The organism is Rhodoferax sp. (assembly GCF_030653815.1).
GTDB lineage: Bacteria > Pseudomonadota > Gammaproteobacteria > Burkholderiales > Burkholderiaceae_C > Rhodoferax.
Map to the genome: position 1 here is coordinate 42960 of NZ_JAURYQ010000040.1, position 15683 is coordinate 58642.

Genomic DNA, 15683 nt, shown 5'->3' on the forward strand with positions numbered 1-15683 from the left:
TTGGGTAAAAGAGAGGCTTCAGCCGTGTTGAGTTTCGAAGTCACGCATGTACCTCACCAGCGCTTGCACGCCCTCCAGAGGCATGGCGTTGTAAATGCTGGCACGCATGCCGCCCACCGATTTGTGGCCCTTGAGTTGCAGCAGGCCGCGTTCGCGGGCACCGCTCAGAAAGGCGTCGTTCAGGCTCTCATTGCGCAGGTAAAACGGCACGTTCATGCGCGATCGGCAGTCTTTGGCCACCCGGTTGAGGTACAGCCCGGAGTTGTCGATGGCGTGGTACAGCAGGTCGGCCTTGGCGATGTTGCGGGCCTCCACCGCCGCGATGCCACCCTGGGCTTTAAGCCACTTGAACACCAGCCCGGCGATGTAGATCGAATAGGTCGGCGGGGTGTTGAACATCGAGTCGTTGTCGGCCACGGTGCGGTAGTTGAAGGCACTGGGACACACCGGCAGGGCGCGGTCGAGCAGGTCGTCGCGAACCACCACCAACGTCAAGCCGGCTGGACCCAGATTTTTCTGGGCGCCGCCAAACGCCAGCCCGACGCGTGACCAATCCACCGGGCGTGACGCCACATGCGAGGAAAAATCAATCACCAGTGGCGCATCGCAGCCCAGCGCCTTCAGGTCGGGCAGGGTGTGGTACTCGACGCCATTGATGGTCTCGTTGCTGCAGATGTGCACATAGGCTGGCTTGTCACTGAGCTGCCATTGGGCAGGATCCACCAGCGTGGTGTGGCCGTTGCCCTGGGTGTTGGCGGCCTCAGTCGCGTTGCAGTATTTGCGTGCTTCCCCCAAAGACTTCTGGCTCCAGCTGCCGGTGACGACAAAGTCAGCCGTTTGACCCTGTGACAGGTTCAGCGGCACGATGGCGTTTTCGGCCAGGCCACCGCCCTGCATGAAAAGCACCTTGAAGTTTTTTGGAACTGCCAGCAACTCACGCAGATCAGCCAGGGCTTGCTCGTGAATGGCACCGAATTCCTTGCCCCGGTGGCTCATTTCCATCACACCCATGCCGCTGCCGTGCCAATCCAGCATTTCGGCGGCGGCCTCGGCCAGCACCGCGTCGGGCATGACGGCGGGGCCGGCGGAAAAGTTAAAGGCTCGCATCGCTGTCATCGTCTGTGCTGTCTTCGGCGGCGGGAATGGCATCGTTTTCAACAATGCGTTGCAGTCCGCTCAGTTGGGAACCGTCGTCCAGACCGATCAAGGTGACACCCTGGGTGGCACGGCCGAGTTCGCGGATTTCCGAGACGCGGGTGCGCACCAGCACCCCCTTGTCGGTGATCAGCATGATTTCGTCGTCAGCGTGCACCAGCGTGGCAGCCACCACCTTGCCGTTGCGCTCGCTCTGCTGGATGGCGATCATGCCCTTGGTACCACGGCCATGGCGGGTGTACTCGGCAATGCTGGTGCGCTTGCCATAGCCGTGCTGGGTGGCGGTGAGCACGCTCTGCGTTTCGTCTTCGGCGACCAGCATGGCGATCACGCTTTGTCCCTCTTCGAGCATCATGCCACGCACGCCGCGCGCCTGGCGTCCCATCGGGCGCACGTCGTTCTCATCAAAACGCACGGCCTTGCCGCCGTCAGAGAACAGCATCACGTCATGCTGGCCGTCGGTCAGGGCGGCGCCAATCAGGTAGTCGCCTTCGTCCAGATCCACGGCAATGATGCCGGCCTTGCGCGGATTGGAAAACTCCACCAACGCCGTCTTCTTGACCGTGCCCATGCTGGTGGCCATGAAGACAAACTGGTCGGCGGGAAAGCTGCGCTTTTCGCCGGTAAGGGGCAGCACCACGGTGATTTTTTCACCCTCTTGCAGCGGGAACATGTTGACGATGGGCCTGCCGCGCGAACCACGCGAGCCTTGCGGCACTTCCCATACCTTGAGCCAGTACATGCGGCCGCGGTTGGAAAAGCACAGGATGTAGTCGTGGGTGTTGGCAATGAACAGCTGGTCGACCCAATCGTCGTCCTTGGTGGCGGTGGCCTGTTTGCCACGACCGCCGCGCTTTTGCGCCCGATATTCGCTCAAGGGCTGGCTCTTGATGTAGCCGCTGTGGCTCAGCGTGACCACCATGTCGGTCGGGGTGATCAGGTCTTCGGTCGACAGGTCGAACGAACTGTGCTCCACCAGCGAGCGGCGCGCGCCCAGCTTGGTCATGCCAAACTCGGTTTTGATGGCGGTGAGCTCGTCACCGATGATGACTGAGACGCGTTCGGGTCGCGCCAGGATGTCCAGCAAGTCGTCGATCTCGGCCATCACCTCTTTGTACTCGGCAACGATCTTGTCTTGCTCCAGGCCGGTCAGGCGTTGCAAACGCATCTGCAAAATTTCCTGGGCCTGGGTGTCGGACAGGCGGTACAGGCCGTCCTTGCCCATGCCGTATTGTTTTTCGAGTCCGTCGGGGCGGTAATCGTCGGCATTGACCACGCCGCCGTCGGCACGCGTGCGGGTCAGCATTTCGCGCACCAGCGTGCTGTCCCAAGGGCGATTCATCAACTCGGCCTTGGCCACCGGAGGTGTCGGCGATTCGCGGATGATGCGGATGAACTCGTCAATGTTGGCCAGCGCCACAGCCAGGCCTTCCAGCACATGGCCGCGTTCGCGCGCCTTGCGCAGGTTGAACACCGTGCGCCGTGTCACCACCTCGCGGCGGTGCTGCAAGAAGACTTCGACCAAGTCTTTCAGGTTGCACAGCTTGGGTTGGCCGTTGATCAGGGCCACCATGTTCATGCCGAAGGTGTCCTGCAGCTGGGTTTGTTTGTACAGGTTGTTCAGCACCACCTCGGGCACCTCGCCGCGCTTGAGTTCGATCACCAGGCGCATGCCGGACTTGTCAGACTCGTCCTGAATGTGGCTGATGCCTTCGATCTTCTTTTCGTGCACCAGCTCGGCCATGCGTTCTTGCAACGTCTTCTTGTTGACCTGGTAGGGCAATTCGTCGACGATGATCGATTGGCGCTGACCCTTGTCGATATCCTCAAAGTGGCACTTGGCGCGCATCACCACGCGGCCACGCCCGGTGCGATAGCCGTCCTTGACGCCGTTGATACCGTAAATGATGCCGGCGGTCGGGAAGTCGGGCGCCGGAATGATTTCCATCAATTCGTCGATGGACGCCTCCGGATTGCGCAGCAAGTGCAGGCAGGCATCCACGACTTCATTGAGGTTGTGCGGCGGGATGTTGGTGGCCATGCCCACGGCAATGCCACCCGAGCCATTGATCAGCAGGTTGGGCAGGCGCGCAGGCAGCACCAAGGGCTCCTTTTCGGAGCCGTCGTAGTTGGGGCCGAAGTCCACCGTTTCCTTGTCCAGGTCAGCCAGCAGTTCATGGGCAATTTTGGCCAGACGGATTTCGGTGTAACGCATGGCGGCCGCGTTGTCGCCGTCCACCGAGCCGAAGTTGCCCTGGCCGTCCACCAGCATGTGGCGCATGGAAAAATCCTGCGCCATGCGAACGATGGTGTCGTACACCGACTGGTCGCCGTGGGGGTGGTACTTACCAATCACATCACCAACGATACGGGCCGATTTTTTGTAGGCCTTGTTCCAGTCGTTGTTGAGCTCGTGCATGGCAAACAGCACACGCCGGTGCACCGGCTTGAGTCCGTCACGCGCATCGGGCAGGGCGCGCCCGACGATCACGCTCATGGCGTAATCCAGGTAGCTGCGGCGCATCTCGTCGGCAAGACTGGTGGGCAGGGTTTCTTTGGCGAACTGGGTCATGAAAGAGGCTTGTGGGTATACAAGTTATAAGTTAGCTGAACATTTTAAGCTGCGAAAGTGTGGCACTCGCGCAACGGACTTTGCGAAAAATTAAGCTGTCCTATTTTTGCCAAGCGCTGTGTGTGCTGGCGCACCAACGACCGAGTTTGTTGTGGCACAATGACCTTAACGTTTTGGGTGATTGGCACCTCAAGCGTAGTGTTTTATGTAAATCTGCGCTGCTGCGCAATTTTCCCTTTAGGAGAACCATGATGAAAATGAATAATCTGGCAGTGCTGTTCGCAGCAGCAGCTATCGCCTTACCCATGGCTTCGAGCGCTCAAAACGCGCAACCGTTTCCGGCTAAACCCATCGCCAGCCCGACAGCTGACGACTTCAAGTATGCCTCCGGTGAAAATCAGTGGCGTTCAACCGATGGCAAACCTGTCATGAACGGGACCAACGAACTCTGCTGGCGCAATAGCTTCTGGACGCCCGCCACCGCCTATCCGGGTTGCGACGGCTCCATTCTGAAACCTCTGCCTGTAGTTGCTGCTCCGGCTCCTGCGCCTGCTCCTTATGTTGCACCGGCACCGGCACCGGCACCGGCTCCTGCCCCCGCACCCGCGCCCGTGGCACCTGCCAAGGTCACCTACGCCGCTGACGCTTTCTTTGACTTTGACAAGTCCGTGCTCAAGCCTGAAGGCAAAGCCAAGCTCGACGATCTGGTCGCCAAGACCAAGGACATCAACCTTGAAGTGGTGATTGCCGTCGGTCACACCGACGCCGTGGGTACCGATGGTTACAACCAGAAACTGTCGGTGCGCCGTTCTGAAGCCGTCAAGGCCTATTTGGTGTCCAAGGGCATCGAAAAGAACCGTATCTACACCGAAGGCAAGGGCGAAGCCCAGCCTGTGGCGGACAACAAGACCTCTGAAGGCCGTTCCAAGAACCGCCGCGTGGAAGTCGAAGTTGTGGGTACACGCGCCAAGTAATTGGTTCGCCCTCTAGCGCTTTGCGCGCAGGAAAAAAACCCGCTTCGGCGGGTTTTTTTATGGGCGATGGGATGTGCCTTCCCCCTGGGATCCGGACAATGCGAAGAAAAAACAAAGCTGTGTTTGATGAATGGCGGATACTAGGGTTTACCCTAAAATGTGCTTTGATGAAATTCTTGATTGGGGTACGAATTTTGACCATGCAGGATAACCAGGCCTTGATTCAGCGCTTGAGTGCTTCGATGGAGATGCTCAACGTGCGCATCGCGCGTCTGGCTTCAGCCATGCATGTGCCGCTGGATGACCCACAGGCTGTGGCTGCATTAATGGCAACTGACCGGATACCAGCGGTCGCAGTGGAGCGTCGCAAAACCAGCGTTGACCTGGCGCGAGTCCACATCAGTTCTGACCGTCGTCACGCCCACGAGCGCGAGGAATTGCGTGGCTTGCTGGTCTTGCGCTACCACATGGAGACCAGCAGCCTCAATGAAAACGGTTGGGTGGTCACCTCGGAGGCGATGGCCCAGGCTGAAGAACATCTGCTTCGGCACGGGTTCAAGCCGGGAGCCGATGGTTTGCGATTGGATGGTTTTTTTAACGTTGCATAAATTGTTTGGATTGATATGAACCTGCCTTCGGATACTGAACTGATTGAAAACTACACGTTTTCCGAGATCACCCTGGGGCAGAGCGCGCGTCTTTTGCGCACCCTGACCCTGGAAGACATCCAGGCTTTTGCCGCCGTGTCGGGTGACACGAATCCGGCGCACCTGGACTCGGTCTATGCCAGTGACAGCCTGTTCCATGGTGTGATCGCCCACGGCATGTGGAGCGGGGCGCTGATATCCGCCTTGCTGGGCACCCAGTTCCCGGGTCCGGGCACCATCTACCAGGACCAGGCGCTGCACTTTGTCAAACCTGTTCGTGTTGGTGACACGCTCACGGTGACGGTGACTGTGACCTCATTGAACCCTGTCAACAACAGCGTGGAACTGGACTGCCGTGTTTTCAACCAGCGCGGTGAATTGGTGTTGAGTGGAGTCGCCAAGGTGCTGGCGCCGACCAACAAGGTGCGTCTGCCGCGTGTGGCGGCGCCGCGTATCCAGTTGTTTGACCCGCTGGCACGCTTCAATGACTTGCTGGCGTTGGGGCACCAGCTGGAAGCGGTGCGCTGTGCCGTGGTGCACCCCTGTGACGCGGGCTCGCTCAGTGGCGCCATGGACGCCGCGCGTTATGGACTGATCGTGCCGGTGCTGATTGGTCCCGAGGTGCGCATTCGCCATGTGGCGTCCGAGGCCGGTATTGACTTGACGGGCGTTGAAATCCTGCCGGTGCCGCACAGCCATGCAGCGGCCGAAAAGGCCGCCCAAATGGCGGCCGTCTGGGACGTCGAGATGCTCATGAAGGGCAGCCTGCACACCGACGAACTGATTTCCGCGGTGCTGGCCCAGCCGGCCCTGCGCACGGGTCGGCGCATGTCGCACGTGTTTCGTTTTGATGTGCCGCTGTACCACAAGCCGCTGCTGATCACCGATGCGGCGCTCAACATCCACCCCACCCTGAAAGAGAAAGTCGACATCATCCAGAACGCCATTGACTTTGCGCGTGTGCTGGGCGTGACTGAGCCCAAGGTGGCCATTTTGTCGGCGGTGGAAATGGTGAACTCCAATATCCCGTCCACGCTGGATGCAGCCGCCCTGTGCAAGATGGCTGAGCGCGGCCAGATCACCGGCGGTGTGCTGGACGGTCCGCTGGCGTTTGACAATGCCATTTCATTGCAGGCGGCCCAAATCAAGAACATTGAATCAGCGGTGGCTGGCCACGCCGACATTCTGGCCGTGCCGGACCTCGAGAGCGGCAACATGCTGGCCAAACAGCTGGAATACCTGGCCGGTGCCAGTGGTTCCGGCATTGTGCTGGGCGCCCGCGTGCCGATTGCGCTGACCAGCCGGGCCGATGGCCCCTCGAACCGGGTGGCATCGGCGTTGCTCGCCCTGCTGGTTGCGCACAACGCGCGCCGCGATCACCCCCGTCCTGTTTGGTAAGGGTTTGAACATGTCTATTTTGTCGGTCAATGCGGGCTCGTCGAGCCTGAAGTTTTCGCTCTACCCGCTGGCGCAACACCAGGTGACGCCTCAGATACTGTCAGGCAATATCGAGGGGCTTGAGCCGGGCGGTTCGCCTGAGATGCGCTGGACCTTTCAAGGTCAGAGTCACAGCCGCCAATTGAATCTGGGGACCGATCAGGTCTTTGCCCAGGCCCTGTCGAGTTTGCGCGAACTGCTTGTGAGTCTGCCCGACACCCCTGCCATGCAGGCGGTGGCGCACCGGGTCGTGCACGGTGGTGCGCAATACCGTGCCAGTGTGCTGGTCACTGACGTGGTGCTGGCCGACCTGACCCAACTGAATGCCCTGGCGCCACTGCACCAGCCGCACAACCTGGCCGGCGTCAGGGCCTTTGCCAAGGCGTTTCCTGACGTGCCTCAGGTGGCGTGTTTTGACACCGCCTTTCATGCCACCCTGCCCGAGCTGGATTACCGCTTTGCCTTGCCCGAGGCGCTGACCCAGCAGGGTCTGCGCCGTTACGGCTTTCACGGCCTGTCGTACCAGTATGTGATGGGTGCGCTGCTGGCGCACAGCCGCCGCGCCAAAGGCCGGGTGCTGATGGCCCACCTGGGCAACGGCGCCAGCCTGTGCGCCGCGCGCGAGGGCAAGAGCTGCGCCACCACCATGGGTTTTTCTGCGCTGGACGGTTTGATGATGGGCACGCGCACCGGCGCCCTTGACCCTGGTGTGCTGCTTTATTTGCTGGCACAGGGCTGGGATCATGACCGACTCCAAGCCTTGCTTTACAAGCAAAGCGGTCTGCTGGGGGTGTCGGGCATTTCGGCCGACATGCGCCGCCTGCGCGCTGACAGTTCAGCCAGCGCCAAGTTGGCCGTGAACATGTTCACCCACCGGGTACTGCGTGAAGGTGGTGCCTTGGTGGCCTGTTTGCAGGGGCTGGATGTGCTGGCCTTCAGTGGTGGCATTGGCGAGCATGATGTCGCCTTGCGCCATGACCTTGGCCAGCAGCTGGCCTGGCTTGGGGTGGTGATCGATCCGGTGCTGAACCTGCAAGCCACCGGCGACCAGATCATGGCCATCCACGGGCAAGCCAGTGCTGTTGAGGTGTGGGTGGTACCCACCGACGAAGGTGTGGTGGCAGCGCGCGAAGCCGCGCAACTGATCGCGGCCTGAGCCGGCTTGCCCGCCCGCGCCGGGCTTTGCGATACTCGGTGCATGCAACTCCAAGATATTCTTTATTCCCAGGGCTTTGGCACCCGGCGTGTGTGTGCCGGTTTGATTCAGCAGGGTCTGGTTCAAGTCTATGAATCGGGTCCGTCAGAGGCCCCCGTCAAGTGCCTTCAGGCCGCCGCTGAATTTGCCGCCGAAGGCCTGCGCTTTCAGGTGCAGGGAGTGGACTGGCCGTATGCCGAGAAGGCCTACATCCTGCTGAACAAGCCGACGGCCACCGAGTGCTCACAAAAGCCGTCCACTTACCCCAGTATCTACACCTTGCTGCCTTCGCCGCTGCGGCTGCGGCCGCAAAAGGGCGCGGTGCAGGGCGTGCAGGCGGTCGGCCGGCTCGATCAGGACACCACCGGTTTGTTGTTGCTCACCGACGACGGCAAGTTCATTCATCGCATGAGCTCACCGCGGCATCATGTGCCCAAGGTCTATGAGGTCACGGTCAAGCACCCGCTCGATGCGCGCCAGGTCGACCAGTTGCTCGCTGGCGTGGTGCTTGACGATGACCCAAAACCGGTGCGTGCGGCAGCCTGCGAGGCGGTGTCCGAGTTCCATTTGCGCCTGACCCTGACCGAAGGCAAGTACCACCAGGTCAAACGCATGGTTGCTGCCGTCAGCAACCGGGTTGAGGCGCTGCACCGATCGCAAATGGGCGGCCTGCGTTTGCCCGATGACCTGGCGCCAGGTCAGTGGCGCTGGCTCAGTGCGGCCGATCTGGCCAGCATTGCCGGCGGCTAAGCTGCGTTATGCTCACCAGCATGAGCTTGTTGTTTGATTCCTTTTGGCGTGCTTTGGCCTATGGTTTGAAGCCCAGGGTCGTCGCGCTGTCGTTTTTGCCGCTGCTGCTGATGACGGGCCTGGCGCTCGGTCTGGGTTATTTTTACTGGGACGGTCTGCTGGCTGCCGTGCGGCTGTGGCTGGAGTCGTCAACCCTGATGGCCAGCCTGACCGCCTGGATGCAAAGCTTTGGCATGGGTGATCTGAAGGCGGCATTGGCGCCGCTGATCGTGATTTTTGCGGTGACACCGCTCATCGTGGTGGTTTCGCTGATGACGGTGGCGCTCATGATGACGCCGGCGCTGACTTCGCTGGTGGCGAAAAACCGATTTCCCTTGATGGAGCGCAAACGCGGGGGCTCCTTCCTGGCCAGTTTGTGGTGGTCGCTGGTGTCCACACTGTTGGCGCTGGTGGCACTGGTCGTGTCGGTGCCGCTATGGTTGATCCCGCCGCTGATTTTCATTTTGCCACCGCTGATTTGGGGTTGGCTGACCTACCGGGTCATGGCTTTCGATGCTTTGGCCGACCATGCCAGCGGCGAGGAGCGGCGAGAAATTTTTCGTCGCTACCGGATCAGTCTGCTCGGCATTGGCCTGTTTTGCGGTTTTCTGGGCGCGGCCCCGAGCCTGATCTGGGCCTCGGGTGTCCTGCTGGTGGCGGCCTTCGTTGTGCTGGTGCCGCTGGCGATCTGGCTCTACACCATGGTGTTTGCTTTTGCCTCGCTGTGGTTTGCCCACTTTTGCCTGGCGGCGCTGCACTTGCTGCGTGAGGAACGTGCCCGCGCCGCCGCCGCGCCCACGCCGCCGGATGCCTTGAATCTCGACTCTCTGACCCTGAACGATGCAAGCAAGCAAACCCAACCACCCCCAGCGCAGCCCTGACATGGTGCCCAATTTCGGCCTGATCGTGATTGGCGACGAAATCCTGTCGGGCAAACGCGCTGACAAACATTTGCCCAAAGTGATCGAGTTGCTCAAGGCGCGCGGCCTGAGCCTGGCCTATGCCGATTACGTGGGCGACGACCCGGACCGCATCACCGCCGCCTTGCAACGTGCTTTTGCATCCGGCGATGTGGTGTTCTCAACCGGTGGCATTGGTGCTACGCCCGATGATCACACGCGCCAGTGTGCGGCGCGCGCGCTGGCTGTGGACCTGTTGCTGCACCCGCAGGCCAAAGCCCTGATCGAGCAACGCATGCAGGAGGTTGCACTGGAACAAGGCAAGCCCTTTGACCCCAGCCAAGCCGACAACCTGCACCGCCTCAACATGGGCGTTTTTCCGCAGAGCGCAGAGATCATTCCCAACCCCTACAACAAGATTCCCGGTTTCACTTGTGGCCGGGTTCATTTCGTGCCCGGCTTTCCGGTGATGGCTTGGCCGATGATTGAGTGGGTACTGGACACCCATTACGCTGCTTTCTTTGCCAAGGACACCTGGCTTGAGCGTTCAGTGATCGTTTTTGGTGCAATGGAGGCCACCTTGACGCCGCTGATGGAGACCATCGAACGCGACTTCAGCGGCATCAAGGTATTCAGCCTGCCCAGTGTGGACCACCCGGAGTTCGGGCGTCATATCGAGTTGGGTGTCAAGGGTGCGCCTGAGGCCGTGGCCGCTGCGTTTGCCGCGCTACGTGACGGCCTGACACCATTTCAGGTCAAGTTGGGCCCTGAAATGGTGCGTTCCTAGGATTTTAAATCAGCGCTCGTCTCGAATGCATTATTTTGGTGCATCCGAGGCGAGCGCAGCGCAAGCCCCAGCAGCTTAATTCGCCGCCTGCGCAGGTCGCTTTATTTGAAAATGCCGAAACACAAGGCAAAATACGACCCATGACGGATCCAGTCAAAAGTTGACAGGTCTGGCACAAAACCTGCATTCCCAGTCCCAAATCCCTTTTAACAACCGTTCCTTTTGGAGTAACTCATGGCCAAGACCGTCCCAGACGTGATGAAGATGGTGAAAGACAACGAAGTCAAGTTCGTTGACTTCCGTTTCACCGATACCCGTGGTAAAGAGCAGCACGTGACCGTGCCTGTGTCCCACTTTGACGAAGACAAGTTTGTGTCTGGTCACGCGTTTGACGGCTCATCCGTGGCTGGTTGGAAAGGCATTGAGGCCTCGGACATGCAACTCATGCCCGACCCCAATACCGCCAACATCGACCCGTTCTTTGAAGAGACCACCCTTTTCATGAGCTGCGACGTGATTGAACCCACTGACGGCAAAGGCTACGAGCGCGACCCCCGCTCGGTGGCACACCGCGCTGAGGCTTACTTGAAAGCCTCCGGCATGGGTGACACGGCCTACTTCGGTCCCGAGCCGGAATTTTTCTTGTTTGACGATGTGCGCTGGAACACCGACATGTCCGGCACCTTCTTCAAAATCGACGACTACGAGGCACCCTGGAATTCCGGTAAAAAAATCGAAGGCGGCAACCGTGGCCACCGTCCCACCACCAAAGGTGGTTATTTCCCAGTGCCTCCGGTGGACAGCACCCAAGACATGCGGTCTGAGATGTCCCTGATTCTTGAATCCCTGGGCATCCCGGTTGAAGTGCACCACCACGAAGTGGCAGCCCCTGGCCAATGCGAATTGGGTACCAAGTTCAGCACGCTGGTACAGCGCGCCGACTGGACCCAGGTCTTGAAGTACGTGGTACAAAACGTGGCCAATGCCTATGGCAAAACAGCCACCTTCATGCCCAAGCCCATCGTGGGTGACAACGGTTCCGGTATGCACGTGCACCAGTCGATCTGGAAAGACGGCAAAAACCTGTTTGCCGGCGACGGCTATGCCGGTCTGAGCGACTTTGCCCTGTACTACATTGGCGGCATCATCAAGCACGCCCGCGCCCTGAACGCCATCACCAACCCTGGCACCAACAGCTACAAGCGCCTGGTGCCCGGTTTTGAAGCCCCTGTGAAGCTGGCTTACTCTGCCAAGAACCGCTCGGCTTCGATCCGTATTCCCTATGTGGCCAACCCCAAGGGTCGCCGCATCGAGGCACGCTTCCCCGATCCGCTGATGAACCCTTACCTGGGCTTCTCTGCGCTGATGATGGCCGGCCTGGACGGTGTGGAAAACAAGATCCACCCTGGCGAAGCCGCCACCAAGGACCTGTACCACCTGCCACCCGAAGAAAACGCATTGATCCCGACCGTGTGCCACAGCCTGGACCAGGCGCTGGAGTGCCTGGATGCAGACCGCGCCTTCCTGACCAAGGGTGGCGTGTTCACCGACGGCTTGCTGGACGCCTACATCGAGCTCAAGATGGGCGAAGTCACGCGCTTGCGCATGGCCACTCACCCGATTGAATTTGACATGTATTACTCGCTGTAAACAGCGGCAACGGGTTGTGCTGGACAACCCTGGGGTTAAAAAAGGGGACGGCTCAGGCCGTCCTTTTTTATTGTGGGAAACTCACAACCCATATCGTGGCGCAACTTGCCATGCCGTTGCTGATGCGAGAGGGCTTGAACTTTTATGACACGAATCACTTGGACGGGCGTGCTGTTGTTGCTGCTGTGCTCTCATGCACAGGCGCAGGACCGTATCTATCGTTGCGGCAACGCCTATACCAATGCGGTGACCGAGGCGCAGGCTAAAAATTGCAAGCTGGTGGAGGGCGCCAACGTGACGGTGGTGCAGGGCACGCGTCCGGCCCAGAAGGCAGCACCCGCGCAGGCCAGTCCGGCCAGTGCTGGCCCGCGTGTGAATACGCAGGAACAACAGTCGCGTGACTCAGATGCCCGCCTGATTTTGCAGGCTGAGCTGAAGAAAGCGGAGGCGCGTCAGGCCGAGTTGCTCAAGGAGTACAACAACGGCGAGCCAGACAAGATTGGCGGGGAGGCGCGCAACCATCAGCGTTACCTCGACCGGGTCGCCGAGCTCAAAGCCCAACTGGCGCGTAATGAAAGCGACATGGCAGGAATTCGTCGCGAGCTTGGTCGCCTGCCTGCCAGTCCGGCGGCGCGTTAGCCATCACCAGGGTTGACCTTGAAGCTGGCTTTTCCCAAATACCGGGCGGCGCCGGGTCACACGGTGACCCAGCGTTTCGGTGCCTTCGATTTATTGGCCACGCTGGTGGCCGTGGTGCAAAGTGACGGCACCGTCATGTTTGCCAATGCCGCCCTGGAAGATGCGCTGGGTATTTCCAGGCGCACCATTGTGGGTTCGCACTTGCCTGACTCCTTTACCGAGCCCGCCCACCTTCAAACGGCGCTGCAGGGCGCGGGCAGCAACGAGTTTGCCGCGCTGCGCTACGACGCCAAGTTGCTGCGCGTGGGGCGTGAGCTGTTGCCGGTGCATGTGATCGTGACGCAAACCGAAAGCGCTGACATCATCGTTGAGCTACTGCCGCTGGAGCAGCAGGCGCGTCAGGACCGTGAAGAGCGCTTGGCCGAGCAGGCGCAGGCCAACAAGGAACTGATTCGCAATCTGGCCCATGAAATCAAGAACCCGTTGGGTGGCATTCGTGGTGCCGCGCAGTTGCTGGAACTGGAACTGGATCAGCCTGAACTGTCTGAATACACCCAGGTCATCATCCATGAAGCGGATCGCCTGCAGTCGCTGGTGGACCGTTTGCTGGCACCCCACCGCCGGCCCCATGTGGTTGGCGATGTCAATATCCATGAAGTCTGCGAGCGGGTGCGTTCGCTGATTTTGGCGGAGTTTCCCAGGGGTCTGGAGGTGGTGCGCGACTACGACACCTCGATCCCCGAGTTCAGGGGCGACCGCGAGCAACTCATCCAGGCCCTCATCAACATCGCCCACAACGCGGCCCAAGCGCTGGTTGATCGCATCAGCCAGGGTGATGCGCAGATCATTTTTCGCACCCGGGTGGCGCGCCAAAGCACTTTCGGCAAACAACGCTACCGGTTGGCATTGGAATTGCATGTGATTGACAACGGGCCTGGCGTGCCAGACTCGATCAAAGACCGTATTTTTTACCCGCTGGTGTCGGGGCGGGAGGGCGGCTCGGGGCTGGGCCTGACATTGGCGCAAACCTTTGTCCAGCAGCACCATGGTCTGATCGAGTGTGACAGTGTGCCAGGCGCGACGGATTTCAAGATTCTGATTCCTCTGCCCTGATCAAAAGGGGGTTGCAGCGCACCGCAAGGTGACTGCAGGCGATTGTGGCGAGGGTCCAACCTATAAGGCAAGACAACGTAATGAAGCCCATTTGGATCGTAGACGATGACCAGTCCATTCGCTTCGTACTGGAGAAAGCGCTGCTGCGCGAGCAATTGCCGAGTCGCAGTTTTACCAATGCGCGCGATGTGATTGCCGCGCTTGAGGAAGACAAGGCGCCGCAGGTGCTGGTCAGTGACATCCGCATGCCGGGTGGCTCGGGGCTGGATCTGCTCGACAAGGTCAAGGCCAAATACCCGGGCTTGCCGGTGATCATCATGACTGCCTACTCGGACCTTGACAGTGCGGTGTCGGCCTTTCAGGGGGGCGCCTTCGAGTACCTGCCCAAACCGTTTGACTTGTCCAAGGCGGTGGAGCTGATTCGCCGCGCGGTCGAAGAAAGCCAGCGCGAAGAAGTCGCGGACGAGGCCCTGACCGAGGCGCCCGAAATGCTGGGTCAGGCGCCCGCCATGCAGGACGTGTTTCGGGCCATTGGCCGCCTGAGCCAAAGCAATGTCACCGTCATGATCACCGGCGAGTCGGGTTCGGGCAAGGAACTGGTGGCGCGTGCGCTGCACAAGCACTCACCGCGCGCCAATGGCCCGTTTGTGGCCATCAACACCGCCGCCATCCCCAAAGACCTGCTGGAGTCCGAGCTCTTCGGTCATGAACGCGGTGCCTTCACCGGCGCCCAAACCATGCGCCGTGGTCGCTTCGAGCAGGCCGATGGCGGTACCTTGTTCCTGGATGAAATTGGCGACATGCCGTTTGACCTGCAGACCAGGCTGTTGCGCGTGCTGTCAGACGGCCATTTTTACCGGGTGGGTGGCCACAGCGCCGTCAAGACCAACGTGCGCGTGATTGCCGCCACGCACCAGAACCTGGAGCAGCGCGTCAAGGAAGGTGTGTTTCGCGAGGACCTGTTTCACCGTCTGAACGTCATTCGCCTGCGCCTGCCAGCGCTGCGTGAGCGGCGTGAGGACATTCCCATGCTCACGCGCCATTTTCTGCAGCAAAGCGCACGCCAGCTGGGGGTCGAACCCAAGCGCATCTCTGAGGCGGCGCTGGCCTGGATCGGGCAATTTGCCTTTCCGGGTAACGTGCGCCAGCTGGAAAACATGTGCCACTGGCTCACCGTGATGGCCCCGGCACAGGTGATCGAACCCAAAGACCTGCCGCCTGAAGTGGCTGTCACGGAGTTGCCACTGACGTCACCGGTTCTGGCCGCGCCCAGCGCTGAACCGGCCGTTTTGGTGCAGGCGTCGATGGAGGTGGCAGCGCCGCCCACAGGGCCCGATGCACCCGCAGTGCACCCGGCCTTTGACGGGGGCTGGGAGCAAGGGCTGGAGGCCGAGGCCCGCACGCTGCTGTCCACCGATCGCAGCGACGTCTGGGACACCCTGACAGCCCGTTTCGAGTCGCGCCTGATTCAGGCCGCCCTGGCCGCCACCCGCGGCCGGCGCATCGATGCGGCGCAAAAGCTGGGCATTGGCCGCAACACCATCACCCGAAAAATCCAGGAGTTGGACCTGGAGTAAAGCCCGGGGTAGCGGGTGGCTTCCGCCGTGCTGACGGACGGGCGCCAGCTTGGTTTTTTGCATATGCTATGGGCTCTGTACCTTAGGTGAACACCACTGAATTCGTTCATGCCCACTCCACCACCGCCGCCCCATCGAGCGGCCGCATTCGGTTCACTGGATGTGGCAACGCCAGAGCTCATCCGTTCGGTGGTGGACAACGTCCCAACCCTGATCGCGTACTTTGATGACCAACTGGTCTGCAGATAC

The 15683-nt window shown here is 60.4% G+C and carries 13 protein-coding genes; 11 read left to right on the forward strand and 2 right to left on the reverse strand.

Features of this window, described 5'->3' with window-relative positions:
• Positions 1 to 18: 18 nt before the first annotated feature.
• Positions 19 to 1107: a 3-phosphoserine/phosphohydroxythreonine transaminase gene (serC, locus tag Q7U49_RS15395; protein ID WP_304765684.1), complete on the reverse strand. Its 1089-nt coding sequence runs from the start codon at positions 1105 to 1107 to the stop codon at positions 19 to 21.
• Positions 1094 to 3727: a DNA gyrase subunit A gene (gene gyrA / locus Q7U49_RS15400; protein WP_304765687.1), complete on the reverse strand. Its 2634-nt coding sequence runs from the start codon at positions 3725 to 3727 to the stop codon at positions 1094 to 1096. The genes serC and gyrA overlap by 14 nt, the downstream gene beginning before the upstream one ends.
• A 248-nt stretch (positions 3728 to 3975) precedes the next feature.
• On the opposite strand from gyrA, the gene ompA reads away from it, so the two are divergent.
• The 11 genes from ompA to ntrC all read left to right on the forward strand — a co-directional run bounded on the left by ompA (position 3976) and on the right by ntrC (position 15434).
• Positions 3976 to 4701, forward strand: coding sequence for an outer membrane protein OmpA (gene ompA / locus Q7U49_RS15405; RefSeq protein WP_304765690.1), 726 nt, complete (start codon positions 3976 to 3978; stop codon positions 4699 to 4701).
• A 167-nt stretch (positions 4702 to 4868) separates the two neighbouring features.
• Entirely contained in the window at positions 4869 to 5309 is a 441-nt protein-coding gene (locus Q7U49_RS15410) for a hypothetical protein (RefSeq protein ID WP_304765693.1), read from the forward strand.
• 15 nt (positions 5310 to 5324) lie between these two features.
• Positions 5325 to 6746 (forward strand): bifunctional enoyl-CoA hydratase/phosphate acetyltransferase, encoded by a 1422-nt coding sequence (locus Q7U49_RS15415; protein WP_304765696.1) that lies wholly within the window; start codon positions 5325 to 5327, stop codon positions 6744 to 6746.
• A gap of 10 nt (positions 6747 to 6756) precedes the next feature.
• A complete protein-coding gene (locus Q7U49_RS15420) occupies positions 6757 to 7941 on the forward strand; it encodes an acetate/propionate family kinase (RefSeq protein ID WP_304765699.1) in 1185 nt (394 codons plus the stop codon).
• Between the two features lie 42 nt (positions 7942 to 7983).
• Positions 7984 to 8730, forward strand: a complete 747-nt coding sequence (locus tag Q7U49_RS15425) for a 16S rRNA pseudouridine(516) synthase (RefSeq protein ID WP_304765702.1) — start codon at positions 7984 to 7986, stop codon at positions 8728 to 8730.
• Positions 8731 to 8750: 20 nt separating this feature from the next.
• Positions 8751 to 9650 carry an EI24 domain-containing protein gene (locus Q7U49_RS15430; protein ID WP_304765704.1) on the forward strand — a complete coding sequence of 300 codons (900 nt, stop codon included), beginning with the start codon at positions 8751 to 8753 and terminating at the stop codon, positions 9648 to 9650.
• A gap of 1 nt (position 9651) precedes the next feature.
• A complete protein-coding gene (locus Q7U49_RS15435) occupies positions 9652 to 10455 on the forward strand; it encodes a molybdopterin-binding protein (RefSeq protein ID WP_304765724.1) in 804 nt (267 codons plus the stop codon).
• 234 nt (positions 10456 to 10689) lie between these two features.
• Positions 10690 to 12105 (forward strand): type I glutamate--ammonia ligase, encoded by a 1416-nt coding sequence (gene glnA / locus Q7U49_RS15440; RefSeq protein ID WP_304765707.1) that lies wholly within the window; start codon positions 10690 to 10692, stop codon positions 12103 to 12105.
• 144 nt (positions 12106 to 12249) lie between these two features.
• Positions 12250 to 12744, forward strand: a complete 495-nt coding sequence (locus Q7U49_RS15445; protein WP_304765709.1) for a hypothetical protein — start codon at positions 12250 to 12252, stop codon at positions 12742 to 12744.
• Positions 12745 to 12762: 18 nt separating this feature from the next.
• A complete protein-coding gene (gene glnL, locus Q7U49_RS15450) occupies positions 12763 to 13857 on the forward strand; it encodes a nitrogen regulation protein NR(II) (protein WP_304765712.1) in 1095 nt (364 codons plus the stop codon).
• A gap of 80 nt (positions 13858 to 13937) precedes the next feature.
• Positions 13938 to 15434: a nitrogen regulation protein NR(I) gene (gene ntrC / locus Q7U49_RS15455; RefSeq protein ID WP_304765715.1), complete on the forward strand. Its 1497-nt coding sequence runs from the start codon at positions 13938 to 13940 to the stop codon at positions 15432 to 15434.
• Positions 15435 to 15683: the final 249 nt, after the last annotated feature.